Raw genomic sequence first — 15,286 nt, forward strand, 5'->3', positions numbered from 1 at the left:
TCGTTCTCCTATCGATGCTGAAAAAGAAGAAAAAGGATATTCTTTAGGTTGGCTTCATCATAAAGGAAGAAACAAGCATCATTGGGAGTATTGGTTAGATTTTGGAAAAGATGGAATCTACGCTTGTAAAATGCCAGCCAATTATGTCGTAGAAATGTTTTGTGATCGTGTAGCAGCAAGTATGATTTATCAAAAAGATAAGTACACAGACTCTAGTGCTTTAGAATACTACGAAAAAGGAAGAGATCATATCTTAATTCACCCTGAAACCGATCAATTAATTTATTCTTTATTATCTTATTTATCGCAACACGGCCTAGATGAAACAATTAAGTATATTCGTAAAAACGTATTAAAATAACCTCCTTCTCAAGGAGGTTTGATTTTTTATTCAACTGTTACTGATTTAGCTAAGTTTCTTGGTTTATCTACATCTAATCCTTTTGCTACACTAATATAATAAGCTAATAACTGTAACGGAATGATAGCCAATGATCCTATAAAATGTTCATCGACTTTAGGAATATATGTCGCAAAATCTACTGTATCTTCTATTTTATAAAGTCCATGAGGGGCAACACCCATTAAGTAAGCTCCTCTAGCTTTACATTCCACCATATTACTCATTGTTTTTTCATATAAATTCGATTGTGTACAAATACCAATGACTAAAGTGTTCTTTTCAATTAAAGAAATAGCTCCATGTTTTAGTTCCCCGGCAGCATAGGATTCTGAATGAATATAGCTAATTTCTTTTAATTTTAAACTACCTTCTAAACTAATCGCATAATCTAGTCCTCTTCCAATGAAAAAGATATCCTTAGCATTGGCAAATTTAGACGCAAACCATTGTAAACGTTCCTTATTTTCCAATGTCTTTTCGATTTTTTCAGGAAGACTCTTTATTTCCTCAATATAATAATGATATAAATTCGAATCAATTGTTTTACGAACAAAGGCAAATTGGACAGCTAATAAATATCCCATAATTAATTGTGCACTATAAGCCTTAGTCGTCGCAACTGAGATTTCTAATCCCGCTAATGTATATAAAACAAAATCCGCTTCTCGTGCAATCGAAGAAGCAACAACATTAACAATCGCCAATGTTTTAATTTCTTTTTCTTTGGCAAGTCGTAAGGCAGCTAGACTATCTGCTGTTTCTCCTGATTGAGAAATCACAATCACTAAATCGTTTTTATTTAATAAAGGATTACGGTATCGAAATTCAGATGCCAATTCAGTACGAACAGGAATTTTACATATGTCTTCCATTATATATTCACAGACTTTGCCTACATGCCAGGCGGATCCGCATGCGACAAAGTAAATTTGAGAAATGGATTCAATGTCTAATTGATTTAATGCATCAATTTGAATTTTATTATTTTTTATAAATTGATTTAAAGTATCTTGAACTGCTTTAGGTTGTTCATAGATTTCCTTCATCATAAAATGTTCATATCCATCTTTTTGTGCTTGTTGACTATCAAGTTGAATTGACGTACATTCTTTTTCTATTGTTTCTCCATCTAAATTATAAAAAAGAATCTTTCCTTTTTCTAAACAAGCTAATTCTAAATTATCAATATAATATACATTATTCGTATATTTTAAAATAGCAGGGACATCACTTGCCAAATAAGACTCATTCTCTGATATTCCTAAAATCATAGGACTATCTTTACGAATCGCATATATTTTATCTTCATAGCCTTTAAATAAAATGGCTAAGGCATAAGAACCACGAATCAGCATCATTGTTTTTGATAAAGCTTGTAAAGGATCTTTATATTTTAAATAATAATATTCAATTAAATTCGTTACAACTTCAGTATCTGTTTGTGAATAAAACTCGTATCCTTTTAAAACTAAGCGATTTTTTAATTCTTGATAATTTTCAATAATTCCATTGTGCACAACCACAACTTCTTTGTGATAAGAAACCATAGGATGGGCATTGATTTCATTTGCCTTTCCATGTGTAGCCCAACGCGTATGTCCTATTCCACATGTCCCTTTTGAAGCCAAGCCATTATTTGTTTTTTCTTTTAAAACATTTAATCTACCTTTCACTTTAACGACTTGAACTTCTCCTTGATTTTGGATTGCGATTCCAGCTGAATCGTATCCTCGATACTCCAATTTTGTCAGTCCATCTAATAAAATTGGAGCTGCTTGGTGGTTTCCGTTAAAACCAACAATTCCACACATTCAAAACACCTCCACTAATATTGCGAAGATACTCAATGAATTTGTTCGATTTTCACAAATCGGTTTTATCATTTACTACAGACTGTATCAAGCCTCCAAGTCATCCGCCGAATCTTTCGATTAACTTGGTCCTCGTCAACTACATAGTAGTCCTGGCGCTATTATTTTTTATATTCGCAATATGCTTCATATTATATACGAAATGAAAAAAAAGAAAAACGGTTTAGTTTTCTAAACCGCTCCTCTAAATCCTTTTCCAATAATCTCTGAACTATTAACAATCGTAATAAATGCTTTTTCATCGCTTTGGTGAATAAAGTTTCTTAACAACATAGCTTCTCTTTTTGTTAATACTGTAATTAAAATTGTTTTTTCTTCATCTGTATAAGCACCTGTTGCTTGTTCAACCGTTGCTGAACGATGTAACACTTCAATAATATAATTCTTAATTGGATCCGGTTTACTTGTCACAACAGTACAAACTTTTCGTAAGTTAAAGCTTTCAATCACACTATCAACTAATGTTCCCTTTAAAATAAGACCTAAAATACAATATAAACCAGTTGCAGGACCAAATAAATAAGCTGCGATTAATACAATGATTGAATCCGAAACCATTAATGCTTTTCCGATTTCTAAAGAAGTATATTTATGTAAAATCATCGCTACAATATCTGTTCCTCCTGTGCTTGCTCCTACATTAAATACAAGTGCAGAACCAACTGCTGGTAAAATAACCGCAAACCATAGTTCCAAGAATGTATCATTTGTCAATGGGGCTGATAATACAATTACTTTTTCGATTAAACTTACATAAAAAGAAAGTGCAAATGAAGAATAAATCGTCCATCCCATTGTTTTTCTTCCTAAGAAAATTAATCCCAATACAACTAATATTCCATTTACTAACCACATAAAGCTTCCTACATTAAAACGAGGAAATAAAGTTGCTAAGATAATAGAAATACCAGATGTTCCTCCAAAGGCAAAATGATTTGGTGTTTTAAATATCGCAATTCCAATAGCTGTTAAAAACAATCCTAGATTTAATACCACAAAAAACTTTATTTTTTTCATATTTTGTTCATACCTCTTAAACAACAAATTCGATTATAGACTTAATCCATACGCAATTCAATAAAAAAGAGGAATTAATCCTCAACTAAATGAAGCATCTCTAAAATACGATTCATATCTTCTTTATCTTCAACATGAATAGAAATAGAATGATTTGATACACTTACATTTGTTTTGAAAAATTCCTCTAATTTAACTTTTATATCTTTTAAATAAATATCCTCTGGATTTTTTTCAGGTACCTTTGGATTATTGATATCTTTTACCAATTGCTCAACTTTTCGAACCGATAAATTTTGATCAATAGCTTTTTGCGCTGTTTTTAAAATACGATCTTCATCTTTTAAAGACAATAAAGCACGAACATGTCCCATTGATAATTGTTTATTCACAACATATTCTTGAACTTGTTCTGGTAACTTTAATAAACGAAGCGTATTGGTAATATGTTCTCTTGATTTACCAACTCGATGAGCTAATTGTTCTTGCGTATATTGAAAACGATTAATTAAATTTTCATATGCCTTTGCTTCTTCGATAACATTTAAATCCTCTCTTTGAATGTTTTCCAATAAAGCAATTTCCATCATTTGTTGGTCATCAAAATCAACAATGATAGCCGGAATTTCTTCTAATCCCGCCATTTTGGAAGCACGCAAACGACGTTCCCCAGCAATTAAGTCATATCCACGAATTCCTTTTTTAACTAAAATCGGTGTGAATACCCCATGTTGTGCAATCGAATCACTTAATTCTTTTAATGCTTCTTGATCAAATACTTTTCGTGGTTGATATGGATTAGGACGAATTTGCGTGATATCAATTTTCTTTTGTTCTTGTTTTTCGGTTTGAACATCACCATTTTGAATATCATCTAAAACCTTTGCGACATCTTCACCAAAAATAGAAGAAAGACCTTTTCCTAATTTTTTATTATCCATGTTATTCCTCGTTTCGTCTTACAAATTCTTGTGTTAAATCACCATAAGATTTAGCCCCTGAACTATTTACATCGTATTCAAAAATAGATTGTCCACGGCTTGGTGCTTCTGATAATTTAATATTTCTTGGAATATAACTCTGATAAACTAATTTTCCAAAAGTTTGACGTACATCTTGTGAAACTTCCATACTCAATTTTGTACGAATGTCATACATAGTCATAACCAATCCCTCAATTTTTAATTTAGGATTCGTTGTTTTTTGAACTAAACGAATTGTCATCAACAATTGAGTTACCCCTTCAAGAGCATAGTATTCACATTGCACTGGAATTAAAACACTATCCGCTGCTGTAAGGGCATTGGTTGTTAGTAGTCCAAGTGAAGGAGGACAATCAATAATAATATAATCATATTGATCTTTGATTGGTGCCACCGCATTCTTTAAAAACATTTCTTTGTCATTTTCTTGATCCATCAAAATATCCGCTCCTGCTAAAGTTAAATTAGCTGGTAACATATCAATATTTGGTGAATCCAAATGAACGATAGCTTGTTCAATCGGACAATTCTCAAATAAAACCGAATAAATTGTATTTTGTCCTTGTTCTCTAATAGCAGACAAACCCGTTGATGCATTTCCTTGTGAATCCAAATCAATTAATAAGACTTTCTTTTGCATATAAGAAAGACCACTTGATAAATTAATGGCTGTTGTTGTCTTTCCAACGCCACCTTTTTGATTTGAAATAGCAACTATTTTTCCCATATTACTCCCCCAATGGCTTTTTCTTTATTTGTCCATACGCTCTAGGATATTTTAAAGGCGTACTCTTTTTCTTTCTAAAATAAAAATTCATTCTTGTTGCTTCATCATCTAAATGAAATATCTCTTCTTTTTCAAGATCAAGACTTAAAATTGAAACTGCTTTTTGAGCCTCTTCTAATTCCTGTTTTCCATTTTTTCCCTTTAAAGCAACCATAAGACCATTCACTTTCACAAGTGGAACACAAAGCTCTAATAAAATAGAAAGTTTCGCAACCGCTCTAGCACTTACTAAATCATATTGTTCACGATGATTTTTCACAAAATCCTCTGCTCGTTCAGCTTTAATTTCAACATTTTCAAGATGAAGTTGTTTTTTGACTTCTTCTAAAAAGCGACACCTTTTTTGTAACGGCTCAACGATTGTTAAATGAATCGAATCAAAAACAATTTTTACTGGAATACCTGGAAAACCCGCACCAGATCCTACATCACACATTGAATTGATTTCACAATTGAAGAAAGGATAAATCGAATCATAGAAGTGTTTTTCCCATATTTCTTCTTCTTTGGTGATGGCTGTTAAATTCATTTTTTCATTCCATTCCAATAATAAATCTTTGTACAATTCAAATTGATGAATTTGTTTTTCTGTTAAAGTGATATTTGCTTGCTTACAAGCACTAATGAATTCTTCTTTTGTCATATTTACCTCTGCCGCCTTATTATAACATGAACAATCTATTTCTGATTACAACTATATATTATTTTTTAAATTGACATCATATTTGTCAATTTAAAAAATAATAAAACTATGTTACAATGCAAGCGGTGATTTAAAAATGAATATGGCAGAAGTATTCGCAAAATACGATTCCAATCAAAGTGAAGACCAAATCGAACAACAAATCAAACAAAGTATGTCATATTATCGATGTGCTTTAATGGAAGTTGAAACAAAATTTAAAGTATTAAGTGAAAACTTTTCTATTTTAGCTGATCGTAACCCCATTGAATCCATTCATACTCGTATAAAAAAAGAAGAAAGTATCGTCAAAAAATTAGAACGACGTAATCTTCCTTTGTCGGTATCATCAATGGAAACAAATTTATTTGATATAGCTGGTGTTCGTATTATTTGTTCATTTGAAGAAGATATTTATAATTTAGCTCATTTATTTTTAAAACAAGATGACGTAAGACTCATTGAAAAAAAAGATTATATTCAAAATGCGAAGCCAAATGGATATCGTTCTTTACACTTAATTATTGAAATTCCTATTTTTCTTGCCAATGAAAAGAAATGGGTAAAAGTTGAAGTTCAATTTCGTACTATCGCAATGGATTTTTGGGCGAGTCTAGAACATAAAATACGCTATAAAAAAGACTTACCACAAGAACGCTTAAATGAAATCGATAATGAACTTTATATTTGTTCAAAAATTTGTCAGGAATTGGATCGTAAAATGCAACAAATAAAAGATGGAAAATAATAAAATTCCATCTTTTTTTAATGATTCATAATTTGTTTAATCAAATTCACAACTCGATAAGAATTCATACCATCAGTATACTCTACAAACTTTCTTTGAAATTGTGAATCAATTTTTAAATCACAGTGAATGACTTCATTTAATTGTTGTTCATTTGTACAAATTGGACCATCAAAATCAGAATACAAATCAATATTAAATCCAATTTGTTTTTCATATGATTCATAATCTGGTACAAAGGCAATCATTGGTTTTTCTAATAAACAATAATCAAAGAATACAGAAGAATAATCCGAAATCAATAAATGACTTACTTTCATTAAATCATATAAATCTTCTTTGGATACATTAATGACTTGTTTATGATTAATTTCCATGTCCTTTAATAAAGGATGAAACTTACAAAGAAGGATTTCATCTTCATTTAAATGTAACTGATCAAAATCCATGCAAACACTCTTTAAACCATCTATTATATTTCCTCTAAACGTAGGTGCATATAATATTAGTTTTTTATTTTTACACTCTGGATGACGAATATAAAAATCACTTGTTGTATCTTTTAATAAATCATCCATTCTAGGTAAACCCGTTACTATTACTTGTTCTTCTTTTACATTAAAACATTCACTATAAATGGCTTTCCAATATTCACTATTACAAATAACATAGTCATAATTTTGAATTGGATACTTCCTTTTTATTTGATTTCCAAATTTTTTAACAGCACCTGGAGCATGCCATATTTGTAGTACCTTTGTTTGTTCTGGTTTAAAAAAAGAAACAACATAGTTATTATCATTTAAAATAACTAATTTTGATTTCTTTAAATCAATTAATTGTTTTAAACAATTAAAGAAATATTTAAGTTGTCCTAATAAATTCGACTCAAATTCAATCAAATTATAATGAATATGAAATTCATCTGAATCCAATAAATCATTTATCTTTTTAAAATCCGAGCTTAATTCACTTTGTGTCAAAGAAACAAACGTAATTCGTTTAGAATCTTGTTTCACAAAGAATGTTAAGACATCTAAAATACGTAGTGCAATATTTAAGATTATTTTACTTAACCCCATGGTTAATCTCCTTATAAAGAATATCAATAACACGCTTTGAAGCATTTCCATCTTCTTTGTTGTTGAAATACGCATTAAATTCTTTTAAGTGTTCATAATCAAAGACATTATTCTTTAAATCAACTAATAAATCCTCTTCATTACGATAAATCTTTCCTGGTAAATCTTTATGAATATCTAGATAGAATCCTCGTAAATCTTGAGCATATTCTTCTAAATCATACATATAAAAATAAATAGGACGATTTAATATCGCATAATCAAAGAAAACAGAAGAATAATCAGTAATTAAAATATCAGATAATTCATATAATTGTGCAATGTCCATAGTCGCATCCATTGAATATAGAAAACCATTTAATTGTTCATCTTCTTTAAAAGAATTAATAATTAAATAATGTGGTTTAAATAAAACAATGTAATCATCACCTAATATTTCTTTCCACTTTCTAAAATCTGCTTTTAATTGGAATGTGTATCCTTGGGCAACATAGGAATTATCACGCCATGTTGGTGCATATAAAATGACTTTTTTATCTAAAGGAAGATGTAATTCTTTTTTCTTATTCATCACATCTTGTTCATTAATATGCGATAACACATCATTTCTTGGATATCCCGTTTCAATTAACTTACTTGGATCAATGGCAAATGCACTTGGAAAAATCTTAGAACAAAAGGCATTGGGTGAAATCATGTAGTTATAACGAGCTACATCAACGTCATATGTTTTATACATACTTGCTGCATCCATTTGTGAACGATAGAACGTTGCATCTTCGCTTAAGACAATGTCATGAGCTAATCGCTTTAATGGTGTTCCATGCCATGTTTGTAGATAAATCTGATTTTCCTTTTTTAATACATATCCAGGTAACTTACAGTTTACTACCCAAATTTTCGAATGCGCTAAATAATAGAAATAACTCAAACTAAAGTATTCGATGATTTTCGCATTCGGAATATCTAAATTTTTACTTTTATGATGTTTTATTGCCCATACAAATTTATAATCCTTAAAACGATCATCTTTCATCATAGCTTGATGAATGGCCTTAGGATTATCGGAATATCCTCTTCCATGGAAGGCAATAAATAAAATCGTATGGTCATCAACAGGTATAAGACGATAAATTAATCGATTAAAAATCACAATGCATTTATGAACAATTTTTTTAATCCATTTAATCATGTTTAGTCCTTCTTATTTAAAAATACTCTTTCTACACATCGCTTAGACGCATTTCCATCATCTAAATGACAGAAACGATCATAGAATTGTTGATAGCGTTCACTATATTGTTGTTCGACTTCATCAATATGTTCAATCGCATATAATACTTCTTCATTTGTATATAGTAAAGGACCAGGTACTTCACTTGTCATATCGATATAGAAACCTCTTAATTGATTTTTATATTTTTCAATGTCATATGTATAGAATAAAATAGGTCGTTTTAAGTTTGCGAAATCAAAGAATACCGAAGAATAATCCGTAATACAAATATCACTAATCAAATACAATTCCGAAATATCATCATATTGAGATACATTTATCGCAAATCCTTCTAATCCCGTTGTATCCAATCGATCTGAAATATATTGATGCGTTCTTAACAACAATACATATTCATTTCCAATTTTTTCTTTCAACATTTTACAATCCAGTTGAAGTTCAAATTTATATTGTCCTTTTCCATAGTATTCATCATCACGCCAAGTTGGTGCATATAAAATTACTTTTTTATCCAATGGGATATTTAATTTCTTTTTAATTTCAACTGCCAATTCTTCTTTATTCGGAGCATATAAAATATCATTACGAGGATATCCTATATCCAAGATTTCTCCTTCATACATAAAACAACGTGCAAATGTTTCTGTTGAAAAATCATTAGCACTAATTAAATAATCCCAATCTTTTCTTTGTTTATAGAATTGTTGTTTATATTTAGGAGAAGCTGCTGTTACTTCTTCTTGATCAAACACAAGACGTTTTAAAGGCGTTCCATGCCATGTTTCCAAGAACGTTTGTCCTTCTCGTTTACGATACCAAAGAGGTGGACGAACATTGAAGACTAAATATTGAGCACGAGCTAAGTAATACGCATATTCAAAAGAGAAACGCTTTACTACTTTACCTCCATATTTGGGTTTAGCCCCATTATTCAATGCCCATACAAATTCATATTGGTCTCCATAATGAGAAGCCAAGTATTCATAAATATATTTAGGAGAATCAGAATAATTCTTCGCATTAAATGTTTCAAATAAAACGACATTCTTTAAAATTGGTTTTTTCAAATATACATGATAATAAGCTAATTTAAACATCGTATTCTTATTATGTGTCATATTCTTTAATTTCTTTTTACCCAAGAATGTACGCACTAATTTTAAAGTCTTATTTAAGTCTTTATTTTTTAAAGACGCAATCATTTTTTGTTTTTCTTTAGAATACTTTGAAATAGCTTTATCACTGACTAAATTCATGACTTCACTAAAACGATTGAAATATTCATTTTTCCATTCTGGTTTTTCACTTCTTCTTAATCGTTTTACGAAATGACGGAAATAATAATTAATAATTTTATAATCAATCATTTCGGTAAGAATTTCATTATTGGTCTTTTTATAGGACAATTCATATGAATTCATTCTTTCATAGAATCTTCCTTCATTTTCTTCTTGTCTAAGTGCTGGATAGTTAATAGGATCATTGTGTCTTCTCTTAACATAAATCGCATCTAAACATCCATTAAATGTTTTCGCTTTTGATAAACATTCAATAATAAATGGAAAATCACTATAATATGTCAAACTTTCATTAAATTCAATGTTGTTTTCTAATAAGAACGTTCTTGAATACGCATGAGATAGAACAGTTATATTATTAGAACCTCTTTTCTTTTTGAACATATGATAATACGCCAATAAAGTGGATTCAGGTTGATTATATTGACTAATGAAATCTTGAATTTTTTGTTGCGATTCCATTTCTTTCATTTCAACTTCTTCGTCATCAAGATTTTCTAATTTCTTAGCTTGTTTTTCTAAGTAATTTGCCATATTGTTCCAAGTATTATTTACTTGTCCATATACAATGTCTTGATTTGTAATACATGTTGATAATAAATATAAAGTATCTTTTAATACATAGTCATCACTATCTAAAAAGTAAATATAATTTCCTTTAGCAGCTTTAATACCCGCATTTCGAGAACTCGCAACACCGTGTTTTTCATTATGAATCACACGAATATTTAATGAAGAATATGTTTGAAGTAAATCATCAATGTTTTCTTCATTGTGATCTAACACTAAAATCGTTTCAAAATCATGAAAAGAACTATTTAAAAGAGAGTCTAGACACTCATTTAAATAGTTTTTATATTTATAAAAAGGAACAACGATACTTAATAACATATAAAGCCTCCTATTGTTTCAATTCTTCTTTCAATTGGGTTGTACTAATTCCTTCTGTTCTTGGAAGATAAACAACTTCACAATAATCTTTTAGAAAATCAAATTTTCCTTTCCAGTCATCTCCCATCACAAATACATCGACATTATATTTTTTAACATCCTCAATTTTTTGTTCCCAACTTGTTTCTGGAATCACTTTATCAACATATTTAATAGCTTCAACAATTGCCATACGATCTGTGTCTTTAATTTTACATTTCTTTCCTTTTAAAGCATTAAAATCATCTGAACTCACAGCTACAATTAAATAATCTCCTAATTCTTTTGCTCTTTTTAAAAGATTTAAATGTCCAATGTGAAATAAATCAAAAGTACCATATGTTATTACTGTTTTCATAAAATCCTACCTTTCAAATAATCGATTAATAAACGATTCTTTCTTTTCTTCTTTAATAATTCTTTCTTCAAATTTTTTATTTAAAATTTTCTTTTGTTCCTTTTTCGAAAGTGCACTTAATTCTTTAACATACTTGTCATAGTGATCCGCTACCACATTAATGTCACCGTATTCTTTCAACATACCACCTTCAAGCCAAATTGCCGTATCACAAAAAGAAACAACTTGTGGAAGTGAATGGGAAATGAAAATAATGGTTTTTCCACTATTTTTTAATTCTGTCATTTTATCAATACACTTTTGCGCAAAGCGTTTATCTCCAACCGATAAAGCTTCATCGACAATCATAATATCAGGGTCTAAAGCTAAGTTAATTGAAAAACCTAGTCGTGATTTCATTCCTGATGAATATTTCTTAACGGGTTGATATAAGAAATCACCTAATTCGGCAAATTCAATAACACCATCAATAATTTTTTGTACTTCTTTTTTCCGTAAACCAAGTAAAGCCCCTTTTAATTCGATGTTTTCTAATCCCGTTAATTGAGGATTTAAACCTGTGTTGATGGCAATCAATGCTTGTTGTCCATTAACGGTAATCGTTCCTTGTTCTGGTTGCGAAATACCCGATAAAATAATAGACATCGTTGATTTACCTGATCCATTTGTACCTAAAACACCAACAACTTCACCTTTAGGAATTTTAAAACTAATATCTTTAAGGGCATAGAATCTTTTGCCTTTTTGTTTTTTGTCATTTGATTTTAAACTATAGATTTTTGAAACGTGATCAAAAATAACTGCATATTCTTCCATAGCTTCACCACCTTAGATTAAATCTGCGAACTTCGCTTTAAATTTATACATCAATACACTACCAAACGCAAATAAAGCTATGGTAATAATCCAAAAACAAATTGCTTGATTTTGATAAGCTAAAAATCCTTGATGGTAAAAGAAACAATCGCGATAGCCGCATACAATATAATAAATAGGATTGATTTTCATAATAGTTGTTAGTAAAGGAATCGAATCAAAGCGTGACAATGGCCATAAAATAGGTGTTAAATATAATAATAAACGCATCATAGAACTCACAAATTTCTTTGTATCACGAGCAATCATATTTAAAACAGATAATACCATTGTGACAGATAAACTAAAGGCAACGGCACAGAAACAATAATAAATTAATCCTAGCCAGTGAATATTAGGCGTATATCCTTGAAACATGAAAATTACAAATAAGACAATCATTAAACAAAGATGATTAAATAATTCTTTTAAAACTACAGTAGCCGGTAAAACGCTGACAGGAAATTTCATTTTTGATATCACTTTGGCATGCGAAAAAATCGCATTACATCCATCGACAATACAAGGACGAACAAAAAACCAGACAACCATTCCAGCTAACATCCAATTAAAAAAGGGAATACCATCGACAGCTTTTCGTTCCATGACAATTCCAAAGACAAACCAATATGTTAATAAATTAATGGCAGGAGATGCAAAGTTCCAAAACAATCCTAATTTTGTATCTCGCATATCGGCTAATAATTCATATTTAGAAATACTATAAATACGATATAAATTTGAATAATTTTCTTTAATTACATATTTTATACTTTTAAACATATTTTATACCTCGCACTTATTCTATCATAAAAAAAAGATGCATACGCATCTTTATTGCACATTCCTTCTCCTTTCTTCATTTTATAATACACACCTAAAATGAAGAAAAAATGATAATTACTCGTTTTCTTCTAATTCTTCAACATCATCTTCATCTTCAATTGAAATAGAATCTGTATCCATTACGCTTTCCGATAAAGTATGACGACTCTTTAAATCCCAAGTATTTTGAGGCATACTGAAGAAACGCCCATCAATTGATAAGTCTGTATAAAATTGTGCGATATTGTCTTCAAATTGTGATTCATTAAATCCCATTTGTTTACTTACTTCTGTCCATAGATTAATAAAAGACATAGGTTGTTTTTGCTCTTTTAAAACATCAAGAGCGACATCGATCATTGATTTTTTCATAATAAAACTCCTTAAAAAAATTACATTGATTCAACTGCTTCAACTCCTATGCAATCCAATGCATTTGCTAAAACAATTTGAGTGGCTTTTACTAAAGCTAATCTTTGCGCACTTAATTCTAAATTGTCTCGATCAATAACTTTACAAGCATTGTAGAAACTATGGAATTTTGACGCTAAATTTTGAATATAATGACACATTCTATGAACTTGACGAGATTTTGCGGTGTCCACAATCACTTTGTTAAATTCTTGTAGAGTCTTCATTAATTCAATTTCTTTTTCATCCACTAACAAATCATAAGACGTTGCCAATTCAATATCTTGTGCCTGTTTTTGAATGGAACACATTCTGGCATGTGCATATTGAGCATAATAAACTGGATTTTCGTTTGATTTTTTCTTAGCCAATTCAATATCAAAATCTAAATGAGAATCCAATGCTCTTTGAACGAAGAAATAACGAGCTGCATCAACACCAACGCTATCGCACAATTCATTGATTGTTGTCGCATTTCCTTCTCGTTTACTCATCTTCATTTCTACACCATCATTAACTAAACGAACCATTTGAATAATATCAACATTCAATTTATCTGGATCATTTCCTAATGCACTCATAGAAGCTTTTAAACGTGGAATATATCCATGGTGGTCCGCACCAAAGAAGTCAACAATAACATCATATCCTCTTTGGTATTTATCATTATGATAAGCAATATCAGGAACTAAATATGTATAAGATCCATCTTGTTTTCTTAAAACACGGTCTTTATCATCACCAAATTCAGTTGTTTTAAACCATAATGCTCCTTCAGATTCGTAAGTATATCCTTTTTCACCTAAAACTTTTAAAGCAGCATCCATTTTTCCATCATCACGAATCGCTTGTTCACTTGACCAAATATCAAAAGAAACACGATATTGTGCCAAATGTTCTTTAATTTTATCTAATTCAAAACGAATTCCTTCTTTTTTAAAGAATTCAATATTTTCTTTAGTAGGTTCTAAATATTGATTTGGATATTGTTTAGCTAATTCATATCCTTTTTCTTTAACATCGGCTCCATTGTATCCATCTTTTCCAATTTCTGTTTCAATACCATGAGCTTGACGATAACGAGCATTTAAAGATAAAGCTAAATTCGTAATTTGATTTCCCGCATCATTTACATAATACTCACGAGTTACATCATAACCTGCTTTTTTCATAATACGAGCACAACTATCTCCCCAAGCCGCACCTCTGGCATGTCCTAAATGTAATGAACCTGTTGGATTGGCACTAACATATTCTAAATTTACTTTAATTCCGTTTTGAGGTTGTACCCCATATAATTCTTTCTTTTCTAATACTTCCTTAATAACATTTGTGAATTGATTTTTATTGATTGTGAAATTTAAGAACCCAGGTCCTGCAATTTCAATATTAGAAACACATTCACTATCAAAGGCATCAATAATAGCTTGCGCAATTAATCTTGGATTTTGTTTTAATTGACGAGTTAACTGCATAGCCACATTACTAGAAAAATCACCGTGGTTTTTATTTTTTGGTACTTCAACAACAATTGTTTCCCAGTCTAAATTTACTTCAAATGCGTTTTGCACTGCTTTTTGGATAGCTTGTTTTAATTGAACATCAATGCTTGCCATGATATATCCTCCTTACCTACTAATTTAAAATGAAATGAATTTGAATCATCATCTGGATTCAAACTATATTTTACTTCAATAAAATTTTCATCTATGCGATACAAATTCGTATCACATTTCAATTCCATGGTTCCAAATTCCGTATCAATATGCCCCTTTGAACATGAATTTTCTTTTAAAGGA

Annotated in this window: 16 protein-coding genes; 2 read left to right on the forward strand and 14 right to left on the reverse strand. The window is 30.0% G+C overall.

The window, feature by feature from the left end:
* Positions 1-361: DUF5662 family protein (locus tag ACI313_RS01505; protein WP_439755117.1), on the forward strand; the 361-nt coding region annotated here is incomplete at its 5' end.
* Between the two features lie 26 nt (positions 362-387).
* On the opposite strand, the gene glmS is transcribed toward ACI313_RS01505, so the two are convergent.
* The 5 genes from glmS to rsmG all read right to left on the reverse strand — a co-directional run bounded on the left by glmS (position 388) and on the right by rsmG (position 5,704).
* Positions 388-2,214 carry a glutamine--fructose-6-phosphate transaminase (isomerizing) gene (gene glmS / locus ACI313_RS01510; protein WP_439755118.1) on the reverse strand — a complete coding sequence of 609 codons (1,827 nt, stop codon included), beginning with the start codon at positions 2,212-2,214 and terminating at the stop codon, positions 388-390.
* 231 nt (positions 2,215-2,445) lie between these two features.
* On the reverse strand, positions 2,446-3,291 hold the full coding sequence (locus ACI313_RS01515; RefSeq protein ID WP_320608630.1) for a YitT family protein: 846 nt from the start codon (positions 3,289-3,291) through the stop codon (positions 2,446-2,448).
* Between the two features lie 74 nt (positions 3,292-3,365).
* The gene (locus ACI313_RS01520; RefSeq protein ID WP_320608629.1) at positions 3,366-4,232 is read right to left on the reverse strand and encodes a ParB/RepB/Spo0J family partition protein; all 867 of its coding nucleotides are present in this window, start codon (positions 4,230-4,232) and stop codon (positions 3,366-3,368) included.
* A 1-nt stretch (position 4,233) separates the two neighbouring features.
* Positions 4,234-5,001: a ParA family protein gene (locus ACI313_RS01525; protein WP_320608628.1), complete on the reverse strand. Its 768-nt coding sequence runs from the start codon at positions 4,999-5,001 to the stop codon at positions 4,234-4,236.
* A gap of 1 nt (position 5,002) precedes the next feature.
* Positions 5,003-5,704, reverse strand: a complete 702-nt coding sequence (gene rsmG / locus ACI313_RS01530) for a 16S rRNA (guanine(527)-N(7))-methyltransferase RsmG (protein ID WP_320608627.1) — start codon at positions 5,702-5,704, stop codon at positions 5,003-5,005.
* Between the two features lie 136 nt (positions 5,705-5,840).
* Between rsmG and ACI313_RS01535 the strand changes: the two genes are divergently transcribed.
* Entirely contained in the window at positions 5,841-6,491 is a 651-nt protein-coding gene (locus ACI313_RS01535; protein ID WP_320608626.1) for a GTP pyrophosphokinase, read from the forward strand.
* 17 nt (positions 6,492-6,508) lie between these two features.
* Here the strand turns inward: ACI313_RS01535 and ACI313_RS01540 are convergent, their stop codons facing one another.
* The 9 genes from ACI313_RS01540 to ACI313_RS01580 all read right to left on the reverse strand — a co-directional run.
* Positions 6,509-7,573 carry a CDP-glycerol glycerophosphotransferase family protein gene (locus ACI313_RS01540; RefSeq protein ID WP_439755119.1) on the reverse strand — a complete coding sequence of 355 codons (1,065 nt, stop codon included), beginning with the start codon at positions 7,571-7,573 and terminating at the stop codon, positions 6,509-6,511.
* Positions 7,560-8,765, reverse strand: a complete 1,206-nt coding sequence (locus tag ACI313_RS01545) for a CDP-glycerol glycerophosphotransferase family protein (RefSeq protein ID WP_320608624.1) — start codon at positions 8,763-8,765, stop codon at positions 7,560-7,562. The genes ACI313_RS01540 and ACI313_RS01545 overlap by 14 nt, the downstream gene beginning before the upstream one ends.
* Positions 8,766-8,767: 2 nt before the next feature.
* A complete protein-coding gene (locus ACI313_RS01550) occupies positions 8,768-10,999 on the reverse strand; it encodes a CDP-glycerol:glycerophosphate glycerophosphotransferase (protein ID WP_439755120.1) in 2,232 nt (743 codons plus the stop codon).
* Positions 11,000-11,009: 10 nt separating this feature from the next.
* Entirely contained in the window at positions 11,010-11,396 is a 387-nt protein-coding gene (gene tagD, locus ACI313_RS01555; RefSeq protein WP_320608622.1) for a glycerol-3-phosphate cytidylyltransferase, read from the reverse strand.
* Positions 11,397-11,402: 6 nt separating this feature from the next.
* Complete coding sequence (locus ACI313_RS01560; protein ID WP_320608621.1) at positions 11,403-12,212, reverse strand: ABC transporter ATP-binding protein; 810 nt, start codon at positions 12,210-12,212, stop codon at positions 11,403-11,405.
* Between the two features lie 12 nt (positions 12,213-12,224).
* Positions 12,225-13,034 (reverse strand): ABC transporter permease, encoded by an 810-nt coding sequence (locus tag ACI313_RS01565; protein ID WP_439755121.1) that lies wholly within the window; start codon positions 13,032-13,034, stop codon positions 12,225-12,227.
* A 117-nt stretch (positions 13,035-13,151) separates the two neighbouring features.
* Positions 13,152-13,448: a DNA-directed RNA polymerase subunit delta gene (rpoE, locus tag ACI313_RS01570; protein WP_320608619.1), complete on the reverse strand. Its 297-nt coding sequence runs from the start codon at positions 13,446-13,448 to the stop codon at positions 13,152-13,154.
* Between the two features lie 20 nt (positions 13,449-13,468).
* The gene (gene argS, locus ACI313_RS01575) at positions 13,469-15,103 is read right to left on the reverse strand and encodes an arginine--tRNA ligase (protein ID WP_320608618.1); all 1,635 of its coding nucleotides are present in this window, start codon (positions 15,101-15,103) and stop codon (positions 13,469-13,471) included.
* On the reverse strand, positions 15,079-15,286 hold a 208-nt coding region (locus ACI313_RS01580; protein WP_439755122.1), incomplete at its 5' end, for a hypothetical protein. The genes argS and ACI313_RS01580, both read right to left, overlap by 25 nt.

The organism is Floccifex sp., from assembly GCF_051873495.1.
Taxonomy (GTDB): domain Bacteria; phylum Bacillota_I; class Bacilli_A; order Erysipelotrichales; family Erysipelotrichaceae; genus Floccifex.

What these genes read in the sequence shown, in the direction of transcription:
- glmS (WP_439755118.1), bottom strand. Translation starts at nt 2,214, where the DNA reads ATGTGTGGAATTGTTGGTTTTAACGGAAACCACCAAGCAGCTCCAATT.
- ACI313_RS01515 (WP_320608630.1), bottom strand. Translation starts at nt 3,291, where the DNA reads ATGAAAAAAATAAAGTTTTTTGTGGTATTAAATCTAGGATTGTTTTTA.
- ACI313_RS01520 (WP_320608629.1), bottom strand. Translation starts at nt 4,232, where the DNA reads ATGGATAATAAAAAATTAGGAAAAGGTCTTTCTTCTATTTTTGGTGAA.
- ACI313_RS01525 (WP_320608628.1), bottom strand. Translation starts at nt 5,001, where the DNA reads ATGGGAAAAATAGTTGCTATTTCAAATCAAAAAGGTGGCGTTGGAAAG.
- rsmG (WP_320608627.1), bottom strand. Translation starts at nt 5,704, where the DNA reads ATGACAAAAGAAGAATTCATTAGTGCTTGTAAGCAAGCAAATATCACT.
- ACI313_RS01535 (WP_320608626.1), top strand. Translation starts at nt 5,841, where the DNA reads ATGAATATGGCAGAAGTATTCGCAAAATACGATTCCAATCAAAGTGAA.
- ACI313_RS01540 (WP_439755119.1), bottom strand. Translation starts at nt 7,573, where the DNA reads ATGGGGTTAAGTAAAATAATCTTAAATATTGCACTACGTATTTTAGAT.
- ACI313_RS01545 (WP_320608624.1), bottom strand. Translation starts at nt 8,765, where the DNA reads ATGATTAAATGGATTAAAAAAATTGTTCATAAATGCATTGTGATTTTT.
- ACI313_RS01550 (WP_439755120.1), bottom strand. Translation starts at nt 10,999, where the DNA reads ATGTTATTAAGTATCGTTGTTCCTTTTTATAAATATAAAAACTATTTA.
- tagD (WP_320608622.1), bottom strand. Translation starts at nt 11,396, where the DNA reads ATGAAAACAGTAATAACATATGGTACTTTTGATTTATTTCACATTGGA.
- ACI313_RS01560 (WP_320608621.1), bottom strand. Translation starts at nt 12,212, where the DNA reads ATGGAAGAATATGCAGTTATTTTTGATCACGTTTCAAAAATCTATAGT.
- ACI313_RS01565 (WP_439755121.1), bottom strand. Translation starts at nt 13,034, where the DNA reads ATGTTTAAAAGTATAAAATATGTAATTAAAGAAAATTATTCAAATTTA.
- rpoE (WP_320608619.1), bottom strand. Translation starts at nt 13,448, where the DNA reads ATGAAAAAATCAATGATCGATGTCGCTCTTGATGTTTTAAAAGAGCAA.
- argS (WP_320608618.1), bottom strand. Translation starts at nt 15,103, where the DNA reads ATGGCAAGCATTGATGTTCAATTAAAACAAGCTATCCAAAAAGCAGTG.